The sequence below is a fragment of the Hymenobacter sp. BT559 genome (assembly GCF_017571525.1).
GTDB lineage: Bacteria > Bacteroidota > Bacteroidia > Cytophagales > Hymenobacteraceae > Hymenobacter > Hymenobacter ginsengisoli.
Window position 1 is genome coordinate 192,492 of sequence record NZ_JAGETY010000009.1, and the last position, 20,941, is coordinate 213,432.

Here is a 20,941-nt window from a genome sequence, read left to right on the forward strand (position 1 = left end):
AGTTTATGACCTAGTTAGCAGCCACTGCACCGGCTGAATTTGCTGGGCTATTTTGCCATTCCACCCAAGCCAAAATACTCTTTATCTGCTCGCCGGAAAGGTTTGGGAAAGCCGGCATTTGCTGCTTCCCGTTGTCGTCGAAAAGCTTCACGGCATACTCGTCGCCGCTGGCCACGACTTTGCTCGAATTATGTACCCATGACACTATCCACGAAATACTGCGGCGCTTTGTAATGCCAGCCAGCGCCGGCCCTACCACTTTATCGTTCACTGCGTGACACTGGGCACAGTTGTTTTTAAAGAGCGCATCACCTATCACAATAGCCTCACCGTTTGGGGCTGAAGTGGGTGGCAGAGGACGGGGTTTGTAAGCAACAACCACGCCTTCTCCCAGACTATCAATTGGCATCTCTGTTGAATCTTCACTGGCCAAATTAAAGCTCACCAACCCACCCACATTCAAGGCCAGAAATCCTATCAGCAAAACGATGAAGCCCATCCCGAGGGCAAGGGCGAAGGCGGCCGGATTGGTGCGCATGGCGGAGAAAATAAAATTGAGCAATAAAGACATATAAGAACCGGCAGCCAAGCCTTTTGCTTAACTGCCGGTTCACTTTTTTCATCTTTATTTCAACCTTGCGGCTAGCCTACTTAGCGGTCATTTTCTTGATAAAATCGACTTCGTCCTGGCGGTAGGGCGTGCCGTCGGGGCGGAAGACTTCGTGGAACCACTCGGCGGGCTCCGAGCCATCGGCCAGGGGCGTATCCCAGGCGTATTTGGTGTTGGTTTTGCCGGCTACCAGTCCCCAGTTGATGGCAGCCACGTTGTACTTCTTGAGCAGGGGCAAGATGTTGACAAAGCGCGAGTTGCGGGGCCTAGCCATGTATTCGGTGCAGATGAGCGGCCGGCCGTGCGTTTTGAGTAGCTCGATAACACGCTGATGCGCCGCCACCTCGTCGTAGTTATGGTAAGTAATGACGTCGGAGTGCAGGGCCTGGAAGGTGTTCAGGGCCGTGAGGTCCCAGTTCCAGAGGCCCGAACTCAGGGGCTGGTCGGGGCGCACGGCCTCGGCCCAGGCAAAGGTGTTGCGCAGCAGCGGCAGCGAGGCACTGCCCTTGTTGCCATTACCCGGCTCGTTATACAAGTCCCAGAGCACGATGCGCTTATCATGGGCAAAGCTGGTGAGCACGTCCGTGACGTAGGGCCGCAGCTGCATGAAGGTGGCCGAGTCGCGCGAGGCGGGGTCGCCGGGGTCCTGGGCCCAGCCCGAGTTGTGAATGCCGGGCTTGGGCGCCGGCTGGGTGCCGGCCTTGGGGTCCTTGTTCCAGCAATCGTCGAAGAACACGAAGATGGTGCCGATGTGGTGCTTGTCTGCAATGGCCAGGTAGTCGTTCAGGCGCTTCTTAAAGCCGGCTTGGTCTTCCTTCCAGGCTAGGCTGTGCAAGAACACGCGCATAGTATTGAAGCCGATGCTCTCAGCCCAACCCAGCTCTTTGTCAATGGTTTGCGGGTCGAAGGTACTGGCCTGCCACATCTCCAGCTGGTTGATGGCCGTGCTCGGGATGAAGTTGGCGCCCGTCATCCAGGGGCGGGTTTTGTACCAAGCATTGGCCCGGTCGGCCGACCAGCGGCCCGCTTGGCCGATGGGCAGGCTAGCGGCGCCTTTTACTTTGGTCTTAACTTTTTGGGCCTGGGCCGCCGGGGCGCCGAGCAGCGCCAGCCCCAGCAGGAGCATCGCGATTTTTTTCATGCGGAAGAGTGGGAAAAGAAGAGCGGAAAATGGGAATACTATGCCCTCGTCCGCTCCAAAGGCGGCTTGGGAAAGGGGCGGCCCGAAGGTAACAATGGCTTGTGCAAACGTTTGCACTTTTTTGCCTCCACGACGCTTCGTCGCTGCGGACGGGGCTAGCCGGCTAGCCCCGTCCGCAGCGACGAAGCGCGCACGAACAAATCGGGTTGCAGCACCACGTGGCGGGGCGCGGCGTGCGGCTCGCGCTCGTCCAGCAGCTGCAGCAGCAGGCGCGTGGCCGAGCGGCCCATCAGCTCGCAGTGCTGGTCGATGGAGGTTAGCTGCGGCGCGGTGAGGCGCGAAAACAGCTCGTTGCTAAACCCCACCAGCCCAATATCTTGCGGCACGCGCAGGCCACGAGCCTCCAGCACTTCGAGCGCGCCGGCCGCCGAAAAATCACTCCCCGAAAACACGGCATCGGGCGGCTCGGGAAGGGCTAGCAGCTGCTGCATCCCCGCGCTGCCATCCTCCATCTTCATGTCACCCATGATAATAAGCTCCTCCCTAACTGGAAGGTTGTACTCGCGCAGCGCCTCTTCGTAGCCCTGGCGGCGGTGCTTGTAGATGTTCAGGTGCTGCGGGCCGCTGAAGTGCGCAATGCGCCGGTAACCCTGCTCAAGCAGGTGGCGGGTGGCGCGGTAGCCCCCGGCGCGGTCGTCGAGCACCACCGCATTCACGTCGTAGCCTTCCAGAATGCGGTCGAAAAATACCAGCGGAATATCACGCTTGCGTACTTTTTCGAAGTGCCTGGTCTCGCGGGTGGTGCGCGAAATCGAAACCATAATGCCCTCTACCTGCGCATTCATCAGCGTTTCGAGGTTGGCCCGCTCGTGCTCCACATCCTCATTCGACTGGCAAATGAGCACCTGGTAGCCAGCCTTGCTGGCGGCGGCCTCAATGCCCTTCACTACCTGCGAGAAGAAATGGCCGTCGATGTGGGGCACCACCACACCCAGCATGTTGCTGCGTCCCCGGCGCAGGCCCGAAGCCAAGCTATTAGGCTGATACCCTAACTCTTTAGCCAGGGCTTTCACCCGCTTCACCGTGGCCTCGCTGATGGCCGGGTGGCCATTGAGGGCGCGCGATACCGTCGATGCCGAGATATGGAGCTCCCGGGCCAGGTCCGTGATAGAAGCGCGTTTTTTAGCCACTGAAGAGAAGAAAATTACCTATCGCCACCCTAGCCAGCGGCCGGTCGCGGGGCCGCAACCAGCGCAAAGGTTACACCACCAAGGCGTACTTGCGCCTTCTAAAAAACTGAAAAAGCGAAGTGCAAACGTTTGCATCCTGACAGGCTACTTCGGTTACTTTACTACGTTCGTCTCGGGTTGCATGCCGTGGCAGCGCCGGGTGGCACTGACGCAACACTACTGGGTGGCCATAACTCACTGATTACCTTAATTTGCGTTTAATGCTAAATCGTTTAACTTGTCTCTAAAAATACCTCTGTGGCGTTGCTTCCCGCCCCTGTTCCAGGGCTGCGTAGAGCATTCCTTTACTTTTTCCCACCCTTTTCTTTTCCAATGCTTAAAACCCGATATTGCCTGCTCTTGGCTAGCCTAGCCGCGGCGCCGGCTCTGGCCCAGTCTACGCCTCCGCTGCGCCCGCCGGCTTATCCGCTCATCACGCACACGCCTTATTTCAGCTTGTGGGCGTTTCAGGATGAGCTGGCCGCCGCGCCTACCCGCCACTGGACCGGCCAGCCCCAAAGCCTGGAGGGCGTGGTGCGCGTCGATGGCCGGGCGTATCAGTTTATGGGGCAGGCCGCGCTCCAGTACCGCGCCGTAGTGCCAACGGCGCTGGAGCAACCCTACCGGGCGCGCTACACCTTTGCGCGGCCGGCGGCGGGCTGGGAGAAAACCAGCTTTGCGGCCGCCAGCAGTTGGAGCGAAGGCACGGCGCCCTTCACCGACAATCAGGGCGAGCCCGGCACCCGCTGGACTACCAAGGACGTGTGGGTGCGCCGCACCGTGCGCCTGGCTAGCCCCCACCCCACCGGCGAGCTGCGGGTGCTGATGCAGCACGACGACGACGCTGAGGTGTACCTGAACGGTACGCTGCTGACCAAGCAGGCGGGCGCGAATGGCGCTTACGACTACTTTACCATCCCGGCCGCCGCCCGCCAAAGCCTGCGCGCCGGCGACAACGTGCTGGCGATGCACGCTGCCAACCCGCAGGGCGGAGCCTACCTCGATGCCGGCCTCTACGAAACGCTGCCGGCGCTGGCCCAGCTGCCCCTAGCCCGCCAAACCGGCGTGCAGCTGACGGCCACGCAAACCACCTATACCTTTGCCGCTGGCCCGGTTACGCTGAAAGTCAACTTCTTGTCGCCGCTGCTGCTCGATGAGCTCGAAACCGTGGCCCGGCCCGTGAGCTACGTCACCTGCACCGCTACGGCCACCGATGGCCAGCCCCACGCCACCCAGGTGCTGCTGACCGAAGCCGGCACCCTGGCCACCAACACGCCCTACCAGCCCGTGGCAGCCAAGCCCGGCCAGGCCGGCGGCCTGCACTGGTCGGCCCTGGGCACCACCGAGCAGCCCGTGCTGGCCAAGGCCGGCGACGGCCAGCGCATCGACTGGGGCTACGCCTACCTGGCCGCGCCCGGCACGGCCAAGCTCGGCACCGGCAGCCCCGAGGCGCTGAAAACCGCCTTCGCCAAGACCGGCACCCTAGCCACCGGCGCGCCCACCCAGGGGCAGGCCCAGCGCGTGGCGCAGGCCGCCGTGCTCGACCTGGGCCGGGTGGCCGCCCAGCCCGCCGAGCAGCACCTGCTGCTGGGCTACGACGAGCAGTATGCAGTGCAGTACTTCGGCCAAAACCTGCGGCCCTGGTGGCGCCGCGCCCCAGCCATGACGATGGAAAAAGCCCTGGCCGCCGCCGAGGCCGACTACGCCCGCCTGCGCCAAAAAGCCACTGCCTTCGACCAAAAGCTGCATGCCGATGCCCAGGCCAGCGGCGGCTCGAAGTACGCCGACTTGTGCCAGCTGGCTTACCGCCAAAGCATTGCGGCGCACAGTATTGTGGCCGGCCCCAAAGGCGAGCTGCTTTTTTTCTCGAAGGAAAACTACTCGGGCGGCTTTATCGGCACCGTAGACGTGACGTATCCGTCGGAGCCGCTGTACTTGCTCTACAACAATGAGTTGGCAAAGGGGATGCTGCGCTTCATATTTGACTATTCAGAGTCGGGACGCTGGAAGAAGGACTTTCCGGCCCACGACCTGGGCACCTACCCCCTAGCCAACGGCCAGAAATACGGCGAGGATATGCCGGTGGAAGAAGCCGGCAACATGCTCATCCTCACGGCCGCCGCAGTGCGCATGGATGGCAAGCCCGACTTTGCCCGCGCGCACTGGCCCACGCTCACCAAGTGGGTGGGCTTTTTGAAGCGCGACGGCTTCGACCCGGCCAACCAGCTGTGCACCGACGACTTTGCCGGCCACCTCTCGCGCAATACCAACCTGTCGCTGAAGGCCATTATGGGCATTGCCTGCTACGGCCAGCTGGCCCGCCAGCTCGGCGATACCGAGGCCGCCGACGAGCACCAGGCCCTGGCCCGCGACCTGGCCAAAAAGTGGATGCAGATGGCCCAGGACGGCGACCACTATGCCCTGACGTTCGACAAGCCGGCCGGCTCGTGGAGCCAGAAATACAACCTGGTGTGGGATAAGCTATTGGGCCTGAATGTATTTCCGCCCGAGGTGGCGCAGCAGGAAATGGCGTTCTACCTCCAGAACCAGCAGAAATACGGCCTGCCGCTCGACAGCCGCAAGACCTACACCAAATCGGACTGGATACTCTGGACCGCCACCCTAGCCAGCAGCCAAGCCGATTTTGAGGCCCTGGTGGCGCCCGTGTGGCAGTTTGCCAACGATACCCCTAGCCGCGTACCGCTCACCGACTGGCACGAAACCACCGATGCCCGCAAAGCGGGCTTCCAGGCCCGCTCGGTGGTGGGCGGCTACTTCATGAAGCTGCTGGCCGACAAGCTAATGAAGTAAAAACCCGTTTGTCATACCCTTCAAAGATTGCACTAGACTAGCCGACAAGCTGATGCAATAAAAACCCGTCTGTCATGCTGAGCTTGTCGAAGCATCTTTACTACGCCGATGGGGTCGTTCGGTAGAGATGCTTCGACAAGCTCAGCATGACAGACGGGTTTTTATTGCATCAGTCTATTGCTTGTTCACCACCTCAAACCGTTCGAAGGCGGCCGTAGCCGACGCCGGCCCTTGTGCTACTACGCCCACGCGCACGCCGCGGTCCCAGGGCGGCAGGAAGCTGCCGTCGGCGGTTTGGCCGGCGGGCAGCAGCTCGGTCCAGGTGCGGCCGTCGGGGCTATAGGCGAAGCGGTAGTGGTTGCCGCCTTGGTCCTGCACGCGCAGGTGCAGGGCGGGACCGGCGGGCAGAACGGTTTCGGCCAGAGTGCGGGTTTTACCGTCGCGCAGCTCCTGCACTTGCAGCTTGCCAGCGCCCGCCAGCAGGCTGAGCGAGTTGCTAGGGTCGCCGAGGGCGGCCAGGCCCGCCGTAGTGCCGGCGGGCAGACTAGCGGGGTTCAACAGCGTGGTAGTGGCGGTGTAATTGGCCGCCAGCGTGGGGCGGCCCAGCGCCGCGCCGCCCTTGTCGGGCCGAGCGGTGAGCTGAAGCTGCCCATTTTGCAGGGCAAAGGTTGGTTTGTCTTCCACCGGCCACTCCCAGCTGGGGGCTAGCGTGGCGCCGGCAAATTCATCGGCCACGGTGCCCGGCATGGGCGCGGCGGCCGTGGGTGTGCCGTGGTTGCTCAGAAATTCGGGCCAGCCGCTGGCCGTCCAGGTAAACTCGCTGAGCACGCCCTGACGGCCCACATACTGCATGCTGCCGGTTTGGTAGGCGTGGTGCAGCATGTACCAGTGGCCGTTGCGCTCGATGGCGGTGCCGTGGCCGGGGCAGGTCCAGATGTCGTTTTTGGTAAGGATGGGGTTGCGGTCGTACTTCTCCCAGGGGCCGAGCAGGTTTTTGGCCCGGGCCACGCCGGTGGCGTAGGTGCAGCCCGCGCCGCAGCAGCCATTGGCGGCGTAGAACAGGTAGAAGTAGCCGCCGTGGCGCACCACGCTAGGCCCCTCCACGAGGTTACCCTCCCAGGCAGCCGTGTTACGGAAAAGCTCGGTTTTCTCGCCCACCAGCTGGGTGCGGTCGGCGCTCAGGCGCTGCGCCCAGATGGGCGTAGGTTTTTGCACGCTGTTGCCGTCTTCCTTCCAGATGAGGTAGGGCTGGCCGTTCTCATCGTGCATTAAAAAGCCGTCGATGCTGCCGTCGGGCTGGCCCACCAGCGGGCCGAGGTCACGGTACGGGCCTTCGGGGCGGTCGGCGCTGGCTACGCCCACGGCCAGGTTGCCGCCGCGCTTGTGGGCGGTGTAGAAGACGTAGGTTTTGCCGTTGGCATCGTGGTTAATCTCCGGCGCCCAAAAGTAGTAGTCGGCCCAGGCCGGCCGCTCGCCCGGAAACACGTGTCCCACCAGCTGCCAGTGCTGCAAATCGGTCGATTTCAGCAGCGGAAACGTCGGCCCCCAGTTCGAGGAGGTGGCCGTGGCCCAGTAGGTATCGCCCACCTGCGTCACCGACGGGTCGGGGTAGTCGCCGGCCAGCACGGGGTTGGCAATGGGCGTGGGGGCTAGCGAAGGCGCTCCCGAAGCAGCTTGCTTTACCTTAGTTTTAACCTTGACCTGCGCCGAAGCCCCTAGCGGCGCGGCACTCAGCAACCCCAGCGCGGCCAGCGCGCAATAAATAAATTTAGCCATAAAAGAAGAACAAAACGGCCTGCGCAAGGCAGGCCGTAAATGTAGGGTGGTATGCCAGGTGGCTGGAAAACGGAGCATCTCTCCGCACTACTACCGCTATTCGCCGGCCGGGCGGGGCAGCGCTACGCCCGTGGCTACCGGTGTGCCAAAGTTGGGCGAGCCATCGGTATTCCAAGTAAATTGCTGCATGCGGGGGTTGCGAGCATCGCCGCAGCCTTGGTTGGGCTGCAAGTTGGCGTGGTAAATAATCCAGTTTTGGGTGCCGTCTTTCGACACGAAGAAGCCGTTGTGGCCCGGCCCGTAGGCATTGTTGGTGGGGTTCTTCGTAAAAACGGGCGACGGCGACTTACTCCAGCTGGCCACATCAAGCGGGTCGGCACTGGCGCTGGCCGTGAGCATGCCCAGGGCGTAGTCGTCGGTGCTGCAGTGGCTAGCCGAATACACCAGATACGTCTTACCGCTGTGCTGAATAATCTCCGGCCCTTCGTTCACTTTGGGCGTGCCATTCAGCTCCCAGGCATACTGGGGGCGGCTGAGCTGCGTGCGGGTGCCGGTGAGCGTCCAGGGGTTGCTCATGAGGGCGATGTACAGATTTTGCTGGTTGGAGCCCGCTTCCTGGCCGCTCCACACGAGGTAGCGTTTGCCGTTTTGCTCCAAAATGGTGCCGTCGATGGCCCACAAGTCCTGGCCGGGCACGGCAATCTGGCCTTTCTCGGTCCAGGTACCCTGGGTAGGGTCGGCGCTGGCGTTTTCGAGCACCCACAGGCGCTGGCCGCCGCAGCAGTTGCCGGGCCCGGCCGTGAAGTACACATACCACTTGCCATCCAAAAAGTGGATTTCCGGCGCCCAGATGTCGTGCGAGGTGGGCCCGGTAGCCTGGGGCGTCCAGATGGTGGCGCTCACCCCCGAGCCGAGCTCGCTCATCTTGGCTGTTTTGCGCAGCACCAGGTTGGTACCGGTGGTTTGCATGTAGTAGTAGTACCCATCTTTCTGGTACACCCACGGGTCGGGCCCGCTCGACAGGAGTGGGTTGGTAAACGTGGTAGCGGCGGGCGGCGCGGGCGGATTGGGCGTGGGCGTGGTGCCGCCGCCCGAAGAGCCACCCTTCGAGCAGGCGCAGGCGATGCTGCCGGCTAGCAGCAGCGTGGCCCAGCGCGGAGATAAGGAAATTCGCATAAGAAAGGGTGGGATAAGGAAGAAAGCGACTGCATCAGTAGCCCTCTACTTTAAGCAAAACTGCCGCCGCGCGCTTAGGTAAGCGGCGCGGCGGCAGTTGGTTGCGCCTAAAACGAAGGCTAGTAGCCCGGGTTTTGCGTGAGGCGCAGCAGGTCTACCTCGGTTTGCAGCAGCGGCAGCAACCGCGACACGCCCACCCGGAAGGTGTTGAACTGCGCGTCGTGCGCCTTGAGCTGGTCGACGCCCGCCTGGGTATCGAGCAGGCCCCAGCGCTGCAAGTCAAACCAGCGCACGCCTTCGCCGGCTAGCTCGGTGGCGCGCTCGTGCATGAGCTGAGTGCGCAGGCTGGCCTGCGTGAAGCTACCCGCTACGAGGGGGGCTAGCCCTGCGCGCTGGCGCACCTGGTTGATGAGCGGGATGGCGTTGGCCGTCTGGTTTTGCTCGTTCAGGGCCTCGGCTTGCAGCAACAGCACATCGGCGTAGCGAATCACGCGCTGGTTAATGGGCGAGTCAAAGTCTTCAAACTGACGATAGTAGTCGGTTTGGTACTTGCGCCAGTACACGCGGGCGCGGTTGCGGGCATCCTTGCCATAGCGGGTCAGAAAGCCAATTCCGTAGGCTAGCGTGTCGCCATCGATAGGCAACGCGGTCGGGAATTGCGTCTGGTCTTTGCGGTTGTAAAACACCGTGGCGGCCAGGCGCGGGTCGCGCTGCCCGGTGGTAGTGCCCTCCTGCAAAAACTCGTTCACAATCCAGGGCCGCACCTCGCCGTCGTTAAAGCCAAAGCCCGGCACCCCCCAAAACTGCGAGCGCTGCCCGCCCTGCGATGACGTAGCATCGGGGCCGCCGCCCGAGTCGTTGCCGCCCTTCTTTTCATTCGAAAACTGAACTTCGAAAATCGACTCCGAATTGTTCTCGGAAGTATGGCGGAAGTTGTCGGTATAGGCAGGCGTCAGGCTGTACGTGCCCGAGTTGATAACAAGCGCAAACTGCGCCTGGGCATCGGCCCAGCGCTTGTTTTGCATGTAGGCTTTGCCTAGCAAGGACTGCGCGGCGCCTTTGGTGGCGCGGCCTACATCGGCAGCGCTGTAAGATACCGGCAGGTCAGGGGCAGCCTCCTGTAAGTCTTTGATTACCTGCGCCCATACCTCAGCTTCCTTAGCCTGCGGCACGGTAGCATTCAGGTCGGTGATATAGGTCAGCGACAGCGGTACATTGCCGTAAAGCGAGGCGAGGTTGAAGTACGACAGCGCCCGCAGAAACTTAGCCTCGGCTAGCACCCGCTTTTGCAGCGTGGCATCCATGCTCGTGATGGTGGGCACGCGGTCGAGCACTTGGTTGCAGCGGAAGATGGTGCGGTAGTGGTCGCGCCAAATATTGCTCGATACTTCAAAGTCGTAGTTCTGCTGCACAAAGCGCGTGAAGTCGGCCAACTCGCCCCAGGGGCTCTGGCTCCAGCCAATGTCATCGCGCAGGTCGAAGGCGAAATTGAGCCAGCGGCGGTACATGCCCAGGCCCTGCAAGCCCGCGTAGCAGGCCGTCGAGCCCTTCACGGCATCGTCGCTGGTGGCCCACGACGACTGCACGGTGGGTAGGTTGGGGTTTACTTGGTTGAGAATGTCTTTCTCGCAAGCCGTGGCGCTGAGCAGCAGCGTGCCCGCGAGGCCTAGCCGGGTCAGGACAGAAACTTTCATAATATATAAGTAGCTACGGGTGGGAGAAAAGCTTAAAAACCAGCCTGCAGGCCGAGCGTGAACGAGCGCAGGTTGGGATACGAGCCCGCATCGACGCCGCGGGCTAGTGAGCCCTGGCCCACGGTCTCGGGGTCGTAGCCGCTGTATTTGGTCACCGTAAACACGTTCTGGCCGGTCAGGAACAGGCGCAACGAGCCGATGTACTTGGTGCGCTCGAGCAGGCCTTTAGGCAGCGAGTAGCCTAGCTGCACGTTTTTCAGGCGCAGGTACGAGCCATCTTCCAGCCAGCGGGTGGTGTTGTAGCGGTCGTTGTTGCCGGGGGCAGTGCCGCCATTGGGGCCGCCCGCAATGATGGCGCGCGGCGTGGTGGTCGAGGGGTTGGTGGGCGTCCAGGGGCTGAAGCCAGCCAGGTGGTTGTTGTTGTCGTCGGTGCGCTCCAGCCAGTACTTGGCATCGTTGAACACCGTGTTGCCCTGCACGCCTTGGAAGAAGGCGGCCACGTCGAAGCCGCCGTAGCTGGCCGTCAGGTTCAGGCCGTATTGCAGGCGCGGAAACACCCGGCCCACATGCACGCGGTCGGCATCGGTAATCTGGCCATCGCCGTTGGTGTCCTTGTAGCGCACGTCGCCCGCCTGTAGCCCGGCCGGAATGTTCTTATCCCCAGTCTGGTAAATGCCGTCGAACTGGTAGAGGTAGAACGAGCCTACTTCATAGCCTACTTCGGTGCGGGTAGTGCTGCCCGGCCCACCCGTCAGGAAGTTGGTCGGCGAGCCTTCAATCGAGCCCGAGTTCAGGTTCAACACCTTGTTGGTGAGCGTAGTCAGGTTGGCCGAAGCGCTGTACTTGAAGTCTTTGCGGTCGTCGGCGTAGCCTACTTTGAACTCAAAGCCGCGGTTTTCGAGCAAGCCCAGGTTCTGGAACGGCAGGGCGCCAGCATTGCCAAGCACCTGCGGCAGGTTGGGAGCAACCAGGGCATTGGCCGTGCGCGAGATATAGTAATCAGCCGACAGCGAGAAGCGGTTTTCGAGCAGGGCCAGGTCGAAGCCGTAGTTCTGGGTGCGGCGCTCCTCCCAGCGCACGTTGCTGGCTAGGGTCGTCTGGATGGCGCCGTTCTGGATGGTCTGGCTGGTGCCCAACACGTAGTTGGCGTTGGTGTTGAGCGCGCCCTGGTAGAGGTACGAGCCACCGTAGGCGCCGCTCAGGTACTGGTTGCCGAGGCTGCCGTAGCTAGCCCGCAGCTTCAGGTCGCTGATGGCCGTCACGTTCTCCATAAACTTCTCCTTCGAGATGCGCCAGCCTACCGAGCCAGCCCCGAAGTTGCCCCAGCGGCGGTCGGGGGCAAACTGCGACGAGCCGTCGCGGCGGAAAGCGCCCGTTACCAGGAAGCGGCGGTTGTAGTCGTAGCTCACCTGGCCGAAGAACGACTCCTTGCCTTGCACATACGACGAGCCAATAACCTGCGGCGTCTGCGAGCCCGCATCGAGCGCCCAATAGTACACCGGCCCGGTGCCGTAGCCAAAATTGACCCCCCTAGTAAACTCAAAGCTGCGGCGCTGGCGGCTGTAGCCGGCCACGGCCGTCAAGTTGTGCTCACCAAAGCTCTTGTCAAAGGTTAGCGTATTTTCGGCCTGGCCGAAGAGCTCATTACCCTGGTCATCACCGAAATACGACGGCGTAGTTGCATCATTGCGGCGCCACACGCCATACTGGCGGCGCTGCTGGTCGCGGAAGCCGTGGTACTCCAGGCCCAGGTTGAGGCGGTAGCGCAGGAAGTCAAAAATCTGCACCTCAGCGTACACGTTGCCCAGCACGCGGTTGTTGGTACTGGTGCTATTGAGCAGGCGCTGCAGCGCTATCGGGTTGGTGCCGAACGTGATGGCGTTGTTGTTGCCAATACCAAAGCCGCCGGGCACGGTGGGGTCATACACCGGAATGACGGCCGGCATGCGCAGCACCTCCGTGAAAGGCCCGCCGTTGACATACGTCTGGTTGGCGCGCACCAGCTGCAGGTTTTCGCCCACCCGCAGGCGCCCGCGGTTGAAGCCGGTATTTACGCGGGCCGTGAAGCGCTCAAACTGCGGCCCGATAATGGTGCCTTGCTGCTTGAAGTAGCCACCCGACACGTTGAAATTGGAGCTAGGCCCACCGCCCGAAAAACCCAGGTTGTAATCCTGCACCGAGCCCTGCTTGAATAACTCCTTCTGCCAGTCGGTATCAATACCGGCGGGCAGGTTGGCAGCGTAGGGCTGGCGCGGCAGGCCCGCATTGTCGTAGGCCTGGTTGTTGACGGCCGCCCACTGCGCTGCATTAGCCAAGTCAAGGCGCTTCACCAGGTTTTGCACCCCGGCGCTGGCGTTGAAGCTGATGGCCGGCGTACCCTGCTTGCCCTTTTTAGTAGTAATGACGATTACCCCGTTGGCGCCCGAATTGCCGTAGGGGGCAAGCGACGCGGCATCCTTAAGCACTTGCACCGACTCGATATCGGCGGGGTTGATGTCGCGCCCGGCGCTGCTGGTGGGCTCAATCCACAGTCCATCAACCACATACAGCGGACCGCTATTGCTCCCTCCTAGTGAGCCCAGCCCCCGGATGTTCACCACCGGCCCCTGGCCGGGCACACCCGAGTTGGTGACTTGCACACCCGCCAGGCGGCCCTGAATAGCCTCACCCACGGAGGCCACCGGCGCACGGCGCACTTCGGTGGCACCTACGGTAGCCACCGAGCCGGTCACGTTCTGGCGCTCCTGGGTGAGGTAGCCCACCACCACGGCCTCCGAAAGCTGCTGGCTGTCGTCGGCCAGGCTGACGTTGATAGTGCTCTGGCTGCCAACCACTACCTCCTGGGTAGCGTAGCCTACCGACGAAATAACCAGCGTGGCCGAAGCAGGCACGTCGAGCGCAAAGTTGCCCTCGGCATCGGTAGTGGTGCCCATCGTACCGTTTTTTACGCGCACCGTCACGCCGGGCAGGCCACCGCCCTTGCTATCGGTGACTTTGCCCGTTACGCGCCCATCGGCTAGCCGCTGGCGGCGACTGGTACCGGCCCCCGCTGCCGACGAGGTGCCTAGCGAGTCGATGGGCTGGCCCCGGCGGGCGGCAGCATCCGGCACTACCACGTAGGTGCCATTGCTGAGCAGCTTGAAACGCAGGCCGCTGTGTTTGCTGAGGTAGCGCAGGGCCTCATCCAGCGACTTAAACGTGGGATGGGCGGGCGCCACGAATTTGCCCTCCGTGAGCTGGCTGCGATAAAGAAACGTGACCCCGTAGGTGTGGCGCAGCTCCTGCAAGAAGTCTTCGAGCGACTGCTGCCGGGCGGGGCTGCGCACCTCATCAACGGGCGGGGCGGGCATGGTCTGCATGGCCAGCGGCAGTGCAGACTGGGCCTTGCTAACGGCGGGCAGGCTGCCCAGCAGCAAGGCCATTCGCGTGAGGCGAGTAAAGTTTGCCATAAAAGTGGTGGGAAAAAGGAAGAGGCAAAACAGGAGCGCGGCCGGGCCGCGGCGGGCCCTAGCGGGCGCGGGCAAAGCGCACGATGTTGCCCGTGCGGGTTACCCGGAGGTCAAGTATTTCGGCCAGGGCCGGCAGCAGCAGCTCGGCCTTGGTGACGGCCACGGCGCCCGATACCTGCTGGCTCAGCAGGGCGGGGTCGGCCACGCTCACTTGCAGGCCGTAGGTGTCGCGCAGCAGCTGCATAATGTCGCGCACCGGCGTCTGGTGAAATTCAAAGAAGCCCTTGGTCCAGGCCGAGTACAGGGCCGAGGGCACGCGCCGCCGCGTAAGCTGCGGGTGGCTGGCCGAAGCCTCGACGAGGTCGCCGGGCTGCATGAGCAGGTTTTCGCGCATCACCCACGAACGGCGCTCCACGGCCACTCGGCCCGAAGCCAGCACTACCTTGGTGGCGCCGGCCTGGGTGCTCACGTCGAACTGCGTGCCGAGCACGGCAATATTGAGGTCGGCGGCGTGCACCACAAATTTGACCGTCGGGGCGGCCGCCGCAATGTCGGCCACCGGCCGCGGGGCCCGGTGCGCCACCCGGAAAAAGCCCTCGCCGGTGAGCCACACTTCGCGGGGGCTAGCGGCCGTCCAGTGGGCGGCCGTGGTCAACGTTGAGTTGGCATTGAGCACCACCACCGAGCCGTCGGGCAACGTCACGGTGCGGCGCTGGCTGGCCCCGGCCGCGTAGCGCACGGTGTCGCCCGCGGGCGTGGCCGGGGCTAGCCAGCGCCACCAGCTCAGGCCCAGGGCCATTACCAGAATAGAGGTGAGCACGCCCGCCAGCACACGCCAGCGGCGCTGGGTGCGCAGGCGCGGCAGCGCCGGCGGCTGCCTGATGGCTTGTTGCAGCCGCGCATACTCGGCGTCCTCCAGGCTGGCGGGCACTGCTAGGGGGCGGGCCTGGCGCAGCGCCCGCACCAGGGTGGCGGCCTCGTCGGCGGCAGCCTGCTGGGCGGGGTGCGCAAGCAGCCAGCCCTGCCAGAAATGGCCCGCTACGGAGTCGGCATCAGCCACGTAGGCTTGAAACGACTCGTCGAGCAGAAAATCATCTACTGTGTAGTGGGTGAAATCCATAGGCCGGGGTGGGAGAAAGACGCTGGATACTAGAGCTACACCGCACCCCGGTTTTTATACTCGAATAATTTTTAGAGAATTTTGAATAATTTTCGTAATCGTCATGAAACCAGACATTAAAATTCAATCTAAATTAGTTTCACAGCCAGCGGCTGGCTGCGCTAGCTGCGCGACAGAGATGCTTCACGGCGCTCAACATGATGCCGCCTGGCACTTATTTAAGCAACATTCAACTGCGCTCTACACGCCCTACCAACGCCCTAGCGAGCCCAGCAGCAGCAGCCACACCGGGGGCGGCAGGCGCTGCTTTAGCAGCTTCAGGCTCTGGTAGATGAGGTTGCGGGCCGACTGCGCGTTCAGCCCCATGATGTCGGCGATGCGCTCGTAGGCGAAGCCATCGAAAAACTTAAGGTAGATAACCTCCCGCTGGCGGTTGGTAAGCTGCCCCAGCGCTTCGAGCAGATGCTCGCGCTGGCTGGCCGAGAGCTCCTGCGCAATCAGGAAGTCCTCGGGCGAGTAGCTGAACTCGGCAGCCAGCTCGGCGGCGTAGCCCGTATGCCACCCCGTGCGGCGCGCCTCGTCGCGGGCCGCATTGGCCAGCTGGCGGCGCAAGGCTTTGAACAGATAAGGCCGCAGGGCGGCGGCCTCCACCGCGCCGAGGCGGGTGCGGCGGTGCCAGAGCCGCTGAAACAGGTTCTGGATGCCGTCTTTGGCGGCTTCTTCGTCGCTGGTCAGGCGCAAGCCGTAGGCGTAGAGCGGCCGAAAATGCTGCCGAAACAACTGCTCGAAGGCCCGCTCATCGCCCGCCCGAAAGTCATTCCACAGCGAGTCGTCGGGCGTTGACATGGGGCGGCTAGCGAGCGAAGAAGAAAGATAAATAACTGGCGGAGCGTTGCTTTGCGGCGGCCCTAGGCCCACCAAGGCGGCAAAATCGGGTTAAACTTACGGTAAACCGCCGCCCTCCCGGTTATCGCGCGGCGTCGGCCCGCTGGCCACTCCGCCGCCCGAAGCTCCACGTAAGTAGAAGCAAGTCATCTCATTACTCGGTATTTGCGTTATTTCTCCCGTCCGTTTCCATGCCCACCCGCCGTCATTTTCTCACCGGCTCCGCCACGGGGCTAGCCCTGCTTGCTATGCGCCCCACTGCCTTTGCCGCCGCCCGCACGTACACCAACCCGGTGCTGGCGCGTAATTTTCCTGACCCCTTCGTGCTGCGCCACGGCGGGCACTACTACGCCTTCGGCACCACCGGCCGGGGCCGCACGGCCGATGGACGGGTGTTCACGCTGCTAAAATCGGCTAACCTTGTGGACTGGCAGCCGCTGGGCGGGGCGCTCACGCCGCCGGCCGGCAGCGAGGAGTTTGACTTCTGGGCGCCCGAAGTAGTGGAGCACCAGGGCACGTTTTACATGTACTACTCGCGGGGCGGCGGGGCCATTGGGGCCACGGTGGGGCACCAGCTGAAGGTGGCCACCAGCCAGCGGCCCGAGGGGCCTTACACCGAGGTGGCGAGCCTGCCAGTGGCTGATAGCCAGTTTACTATTGATGCCCACGCCTTTCAGGATACCGACGAGCAGTGGTACCTGTTCTACGCCCGCGATTTTACTGATACCAACGATGGCTACTACCCTGGCACTGGGCTGGTGGTAGACCGCCTCACCAGCATGACCAAGCTGGCGGGCCAGCCGCGCACCGTGCTGCGGGCGCGCCACAAGTGGACGCTTTTCGAGGCCAATCGCACCATGCCGCTTTACGGAGGTCGCACCTTTGCCCAGTGGCACACCCTGGAAGGGCCCTTTGTGCGGCGCCACGCGGGCAAGTACTACTGCTTTTTCAGCGGGGCCAATTTCCTGACCGACCGCTACGGCGTCGATTATTGCGCCGCCGACCACATCATGGGCCCATACGTCGATTCGGGCTCCGATGCCGGGGCCCGGGTGCTGCACTCGGTGCCCGGCCACGTGCGCGGCCCCGGCCACCACAGCCACGTGTTAGGCCCCGATGGCCGCACCGAATACCTGGTATACCACGCCTGGAACGCGGCCATGACCGAACGCCAGCTCTGCATCGACAAGCTGGCCTGGACGGCCCAGGGCCCGCGCTGCCTGGGGCCCACCTACACGCCGCAGCCGCTGCCCAGCTAGGGCTTAACTGGCATTGGCTGGAACGAAAAGGGCAGTGTGAAAAACCGCCGCGAGCTGGCTTAGGTAACCGCTGCACTAGTGAGGCTGCTCGCAGCGGTCCGGCTGGTTGTTATATTATGTGGCCAATGCCTTTGATATAGCCGAATGACGACCGGTCAGACCGCTTGCAGCAGCCTGACCAGTGCCGCCACAGCTTAGCGCACCTGCCGGTCTTTCCAGCGGTAGCCCTGGCGGCGCTGCCCCGCTAGCCCCACGGCCAGCGCATAAGGCGCATACAGCAGCTGCAAGGGCAGCAGCGCGGCAAGCCAGCGGCGGCGATGCAGCAGCCCTAGCATGGACCATAGCAGCCAGGCATCGGCGCCGAGCTTGAGGGCCCAGGCGGTGCCTACCCACGGCCATAGTTCCGGCCACGCCACGGCCAGCGCTAGCCCCAGCGCCAGGCTCATATTAGCGCCGAGCACGAGCAGGGCCAGCTGGCGCGGGGCAGCGGAACGGTAGTGGGGCCACTTGCTGGCCCAGCGCACGCGCTGCCGCAGCAGGGCGTGCAGTGTGGCCGGCGCGGCCGTATCTACCACGGCCTCGGGCCGGGCCAGGAAGCGCACCCCGGCCGGGTAACGCGCATGAATTTTGTGCAGCAGAAATTCGTCGTCGCCGCTGGCTAGCCCTTGGTTGTCGGCGTAGCCGCCCACTTCGTGAAATGTAACGCGGCGATAGGCCAGATTGGCGCCGTTGCACATGGTGGGGCGGCCGCGGGCAATGCACCCCGCTCCTACTCCTACCAAGCCGGCAAACTCAAGCCCCAGCACGCCGTCGAACCACGCACCGCCCGGCGTGAGGCGCACCGGCCCACTGATAAAGTGCAGGCCCGGCTGGCTAGCCAGCAGCCCGGCGTAGGCGGTCAGCCAGCCGGGCGCGGGGCGGCAGTCAGCATCGGTGCATACCACCCAGGGGGCGTGGGCCTGCGCCTCGGCGGCGGCCAGGGCCGCTTTTTTGCCGGTAGCGCCGGGCGGCAGGCTGAGGAGCCGCAGGCGGAAGGGGGCATGCCGGGCGGCGGCCTGCACCAGCGCGGCAGTGTCGTCAGTCGAGTGGTCATCGGCCACCAGCACCTCAAACAAGCCCGGCGCCAGGGTTTGCCGGCGCAGGGCGGCTAGTAGGTGCGGCAGCGCGGCGGCCTCGTTGCGGGCGGCGATGAGGACGGAGAGCGAGGGCGCTCGGCGCTCGGAGGCCTCCTCGCCTAGCCCACTCTGCTGGTCAATAGCATCCTTCTGTACCAGTTCTGCTTCTTTGTCTAAGAGGGAGTCGGGCAGGAAGGCCGGCGCCAGCCCGGCGCGCAGCCAGCTCCATACGGCCGCATACAGAACTGGCATAGCCAGCAGCAAGACACCTGCCACCGCTTGCATCTAGCGGGGCTTCTTTTCGCGCAGCACCCGCAGGCCGGGCAGCAGCAGCAAGCCCAGCGCGCTGGGCAGCGCAATGTTGATGACCCACAAGCTGAGGCTGGCGCTCAGCACCGGCAGCGCCGGCTGGCCCAGCAACCCAAACAGGTGTGCGGCCGAAAGCTCGCGCACCCCCACGTCGGCCAGGGCATTGAGCGAGGGCACCAGCGACTTGAACAGGAAGGTGCCCGCCACCGCCGCCACTGCTGGCCCCAGCTCCCCGCGCACACCATAAGCATACAGCAGCAGCAAAAACTGCCCGCAAAACACCGCGTAGCGCAGCCCCGAAATGCCCAGCACCGCGTGCAGCTCGGCGGCCGAGTAGGTGGGCATCACGGCCAGGTAGCGCCGAAAGCGCCGCAGCGGCTTTACCAGGGCAAGCACCGCCAGCAGCAGCCGCGACTGGTAGAAGGGCAACAGCGCCAGGGCGCCCACTAGGCCACCCGCCGCCAGCACCCCAGCCTGCGCGGCCGGGTAGCCCACTAAGTAAAACTTTACCAGAAAATACAGCAGCCCCGCTCCGCCCGCCAGCACTGTGGCCACCAGCTGCGCGTAGCGCCCCAAAAACACCGCTCCCACGGCCTCCAGGCGGCGCCGGGCGTGCAGCTCCAGGATGCGGGCGGCATAATCACCTACCCTATTCGGCGTGGCAAAGCCCAGCGTGAGGCCCAGCAGCACCGCCCGCAGGCTGCGCCCAAACGAGTGCCCCGGCTCCAGGTGTCGGGCCAGCAGCTGCCATTTCCAGGCCTCCAGGCCCCAGTTGAGCGGCACCAAGGCTAGCGCTGCCAGCACCGGGCCCCGCCCCGCACCGCTGAGCGTGCTGGCCACCAGCTGCCGCCAGGCCGCCGCGGTGTCGGGGGCCGCAAATACTGAGTGGTAGAGCAGGCCCAGCGTGAGCAGGCTCACCCCAATTTTGGCCAGCAGCACCCAGCGCGGGCCGCGCCGGGGCGCACCAGGCGGCATTGGGGCGTAACTTTGAACAAGATGGCCGTTTCCCGCACCTTGCCCCCCACTAGCCCCGCCCTGCGGCTGCCCCCGGCCGAGAAGGTTATCATGGGCGTCGACCCCGGCACCCAGATTATGGGCTACGCCGTGATTGAGGTGCGCGGGCAGCACGTGCGGGTGCTGCAGTACGACGTTATCAATATGAAGGCCCTGGGCTCGAATCACGCCGTAAAGCTAAAGCGGATTTTCACGCGCATGCTGGAGCTGATTGACGAGTTCCTGCCCGACGAGCTGGCCATCGAGGCGCCCTTCTACGGCGTCAACGTGCAAAGTATGCTCAAGCTGGGCCGGGCGCAGGGCGTGGCCATCGCGGCCTGCCTCTCGCGCGATATTCCGTTTGTGGAGTATGCCCCCACCAAGGTCAAGCAGGCCGTCACGGGCTCGGGCGCGGCCGATAAGGAGCAGGTGGCCCGCATGCTGCGCCAAACCCTGGAGCTGCCCCCCATCGAAGAGGCGCCCAAGTTTCTGGATGCCACTGATGCCCTGGCCGTGGCCCTGTGCCACCACTACCAGCAGGGCAACAACGTGAAGGCCGGCGCCAAGAGCTGGGGTAAGTTTCTGGAAGACAACCCCGGCCGCGCCCTGGCAGCTACCAGCACCGGCCGCAAGTCGGCCAGCCGCCCCAAGTAGCTCCGCCGCTGCCTCTACTGTTTAGCCGGTGTAAAGGCCCATTGGCTAATGAAATAACCACATTCACAGAATCGCGTAGAAGCCTAGCACGACCTGCTGTACATTTGTACAGGTCAAGTTTTTCTGCTTTTTATTCAACTTGCTTGGCGCCTTCCGCTTCTATTCGCTCTGTTATGCCTTCACTTTCTACGCTTCTTTTATCCCGCGCTTGCGTTGCGGGCTTTTTGGCGCTGCTTTTGGCTGGTTCGGCCGCCGCTGCCCCGGCTACCGACACGCATCCGGTGACTAAGCGCCAGCCGGCGACTGCCGGCAAGGGCAAGCTCGCTGCTCCGGCCGCTAGCCGGCAGCCCGTTGCGCCAGCACCCGCAGTAACCCCAGTGCTGAGCGAGCCAGCCAGCAGCCCGGCCGCCCCCCAAACCGTGAAGCTCCGCGGTATCGTGCTCGCGCCCGATGGCCGGCCCTGCGCAGGGGCTAGCGTGTACCCTGCCGGGGCACCACGCCAGCTTGTAGTAACCGACGCGCAAGGCGCTTTTGCGCTGGCAGTGCCGGCCGGGGCACCCGTAGCACTGCGCATCGAGTACTTTGGCGAGGGCAGCAGCCGGGTAGAAGTGCCCGTGCCCAGCGCCGAGCTCCTACACATCACGCTCGGCAAATAGTCGGCGGCTTGCCCTAGCACTACCCCTCGTAGGCCCTCTTTCCGCTTTGGTAAGAGGGCTTTTT

General features: G+C 63.7%; 15 protein-coding genes. 4 read left to right on the forward strand and 11 right to left on the reverse strand.

Annotation, left to right across the window (positions count from 1 at the left end; genetic code table 11):
* Positions 1–10: 10 nt before the first annotated feature.
* The 3 genes from J4D99_RS13980 to J4D99_RS13990 all read right to left on the reverse strand — a co-directional run bounded on the left by J4D99_RS13980 (position 11) and on the right by J4D99_RS13990 (position 2,941).
* A complete protein-coding gene (locus J4D99_RS13980; protein ID WP_208132343.1) occupies positions 11–571 on the reverse strand; it encodes a c-type cytochrome in 561 nt (186 codons plus the stop codon).
* A 76-nt stretch (positions 572–647) separates the two neighbouring features.
* On the reverse strand, positions 648–1,751 hold the full coding sequence (locus J4D99_RS13985; RefSeq protein ID WP_208132344.1) for a glycoside hydrolase 5 family protein: 1,104 nt from the start codon (positions 1,749–1,751) through the stop codon (positions 648–650).
* Between the two features lie 155 nt (positions 1,752–1,906).
* Positions 1,907–2,941, reverse strand: coding sequence for a substrate-binding domain-containing protein (locus J4D99_RS13990; RefSeq protein WP_208132345.1), 1,035 nt, complete (start codon positions 2,939–2,941; stop codon positions 1,907–1,909).
* Between the two features lie 372 nt (positions 2,942–3,313).
* On the opposite strand from J4D99_RS13990, the gene J4D99_RS13995 reads away from it, so the two are divergent.
* Complete coding sequence (locus J4D99_RS13995) at positions 3,314–5,791, forward strand: glutaminase family protein (protein ID WP_208132346.1); 2,478 nt, start codon at positions 3,314–3,316, stop codon at positions 5,789–5,791.
* Positions 5,792–5,965: 174 nt separating this feature from the next.
* On the opposite strand, the gene J4D99_RS14000 is transcribed toward J4D99_RS13995, so the two are convergent.
* From J4D99_RS14000 to J4D99_RS14025, 6 genes are all read right to left on the reverse strand, one after another.
* The gene (locus tag J4D99_RS14000; protein WP_208132347.1) at positions 5,966–7,567 is read right to left on the reverse strand and encodes a family 43 glycosylhydrolase; all 1,602 of its coding nucleotides are present in this window, start codon (positions 7,565–7,567) and stop codon (positions 5,966–5,968) included.
* 96 nt (positions 7,568–7,663) lie between these two features.
* Positions 7,664–8,743 (reverse strand): glycoside hydrolase family 43 protein, encoded by a 1,080-nt coding sequence (locus tag J4D99_RS14005; RefSeq protein WP_208132348.1) that lies wholly within the window; start codon positions 8,741–8,743, stop codon positions 7,664–7,666.
* A gap of 119 nt (positions 8,744–8,862) precedes the next feature.
* Positions 8,863–10,437: a RagB/SusD family nutrient uptake outer membrane protein gene (locus J4D99_RS14010; RefSeq protein WP_208132349.1), complete on the reverse strand. Its 1,575-nt coding sequence runs from the start codon at positions 10,435–10,437 to the stop codon at positions 8,863–8,865.
* A gap of 32 nt (positions 10,438–10,469) precedes the next feature.
* The gene (locus tag J4D99_RS14015; RefSeq protein ID WP_208132350.1) at positions 10,470–13,886 is read right to left on the reverse strand and encodes a SusC/RagA family TonB-linked outer membrane protein; all 3,417 of its coding nucleotides are present in this window, start codon (positions 13,884–13,886) and stop codon (positions 10,470–10,472) included.
* A 58-nt stretch (positions 13,887–13,944) separates the two neighbouring features.
* Complete coding sequence (locus J4D99_RS14020) at positions 13,945–15,006, reverse strand: FecR family protein (protein WP_208132351.1); 1,062 nt, start codon at positions 15,004–15,006, stop codon at positions 13,945–13,947.
* Between the two features lie 249 nt (positions 15,007–15,255).
* Complete coding sequence (locus J4D99_RS14025; RefSeq protein WP_208132352.1) at positions 15,256–15,852, reverse strand: RNA polymerase sigma factor; 597 nt, start codon at positions 15,850–15,852, stop codon at positions 15,256–15,258.
* A 230-nt stretch (positions 15,853–16,082) separates the two neighbouring features.
* Between J4D99_RS14025 and J4D99_RS14030 the strand changes: the two genes are divergently transcribed.
* Positions 16,083–17,150 (forward strand): glycoside hydrolase family 43 protein, encoded by a 1,068-nt coding sequence (locus tag J4D99_RS14030; protein WP_208132353.1) that lies wholly within the window; start codon positions 16,083–16,085, stop codon positions 17,148–17,150.
* 194 nt (positions 17,151–17,344) lie between these two features.
* Here the strand turns inward: J4D99_RS14030 and J4D99_RS14035 are convergent, their stop codons facing one another.
* Positions 17,345–18,517 (reverse strand): glycosyltransferase, encoded by a 1,173-nt coding sequence (locus tag J4D99_RS14035; RefSeq protein WP_208132354.1) that lies wholly within the window; start codon positions 18,515–18,517, stop codon positions 17,345–17,347.
* Between the two features lie 33 nt (positions 18,518–18,550).
* On the reverse strand, positions 18,551–19,549 hold the full coding sequence (locus J4D99_RS14040; RefSeq protein ID WP_208132355.1) for a lysylphosphatidylglycerol synthase transmembrane domain-containing protein: 999 nt from the start codon (positions 19,547–19,549) through the stop codon (positions 18,551–18,553).
* Positions 19,550–19,570: 21 nt separating this feature from the next.
* Here J4D99_RS14040 and ruvC point away from each other — a divergent pair, with 21 nt between their 5' ends.
* Both ruvC and J4D99_RS14050 read left to right on the forward strand, forming a co-directional pair.
* On the forward strand, positions 19,571–20,221 hold the full coding sequence (gene ruvC / locus J4D99_RS14045; protein WP_208132356.1) for a crossover junction endodeoxyribonuclease RuvC: 651 nt from the start codon (positions 19,571–19,573) through the stop codon (positions 20,219–20,221).
* A 224-nt stretch (positions 20,222–20,445) separates the two neighbouring features.
* Positions 20,446–20,877, forward strand: coding sequence for a carboxypeptidase-like regulatory domain-containing protein (locus J4D99_RS14050; RefSeq protein ID WP_208132357.1), 432 nt, complete (start codon positions 20,446–20,448; stop codon positions 20,875–20,877).
* The last annotated feature ends 64 nt before the right edge of the window (positions 20,878–20,941 follow it).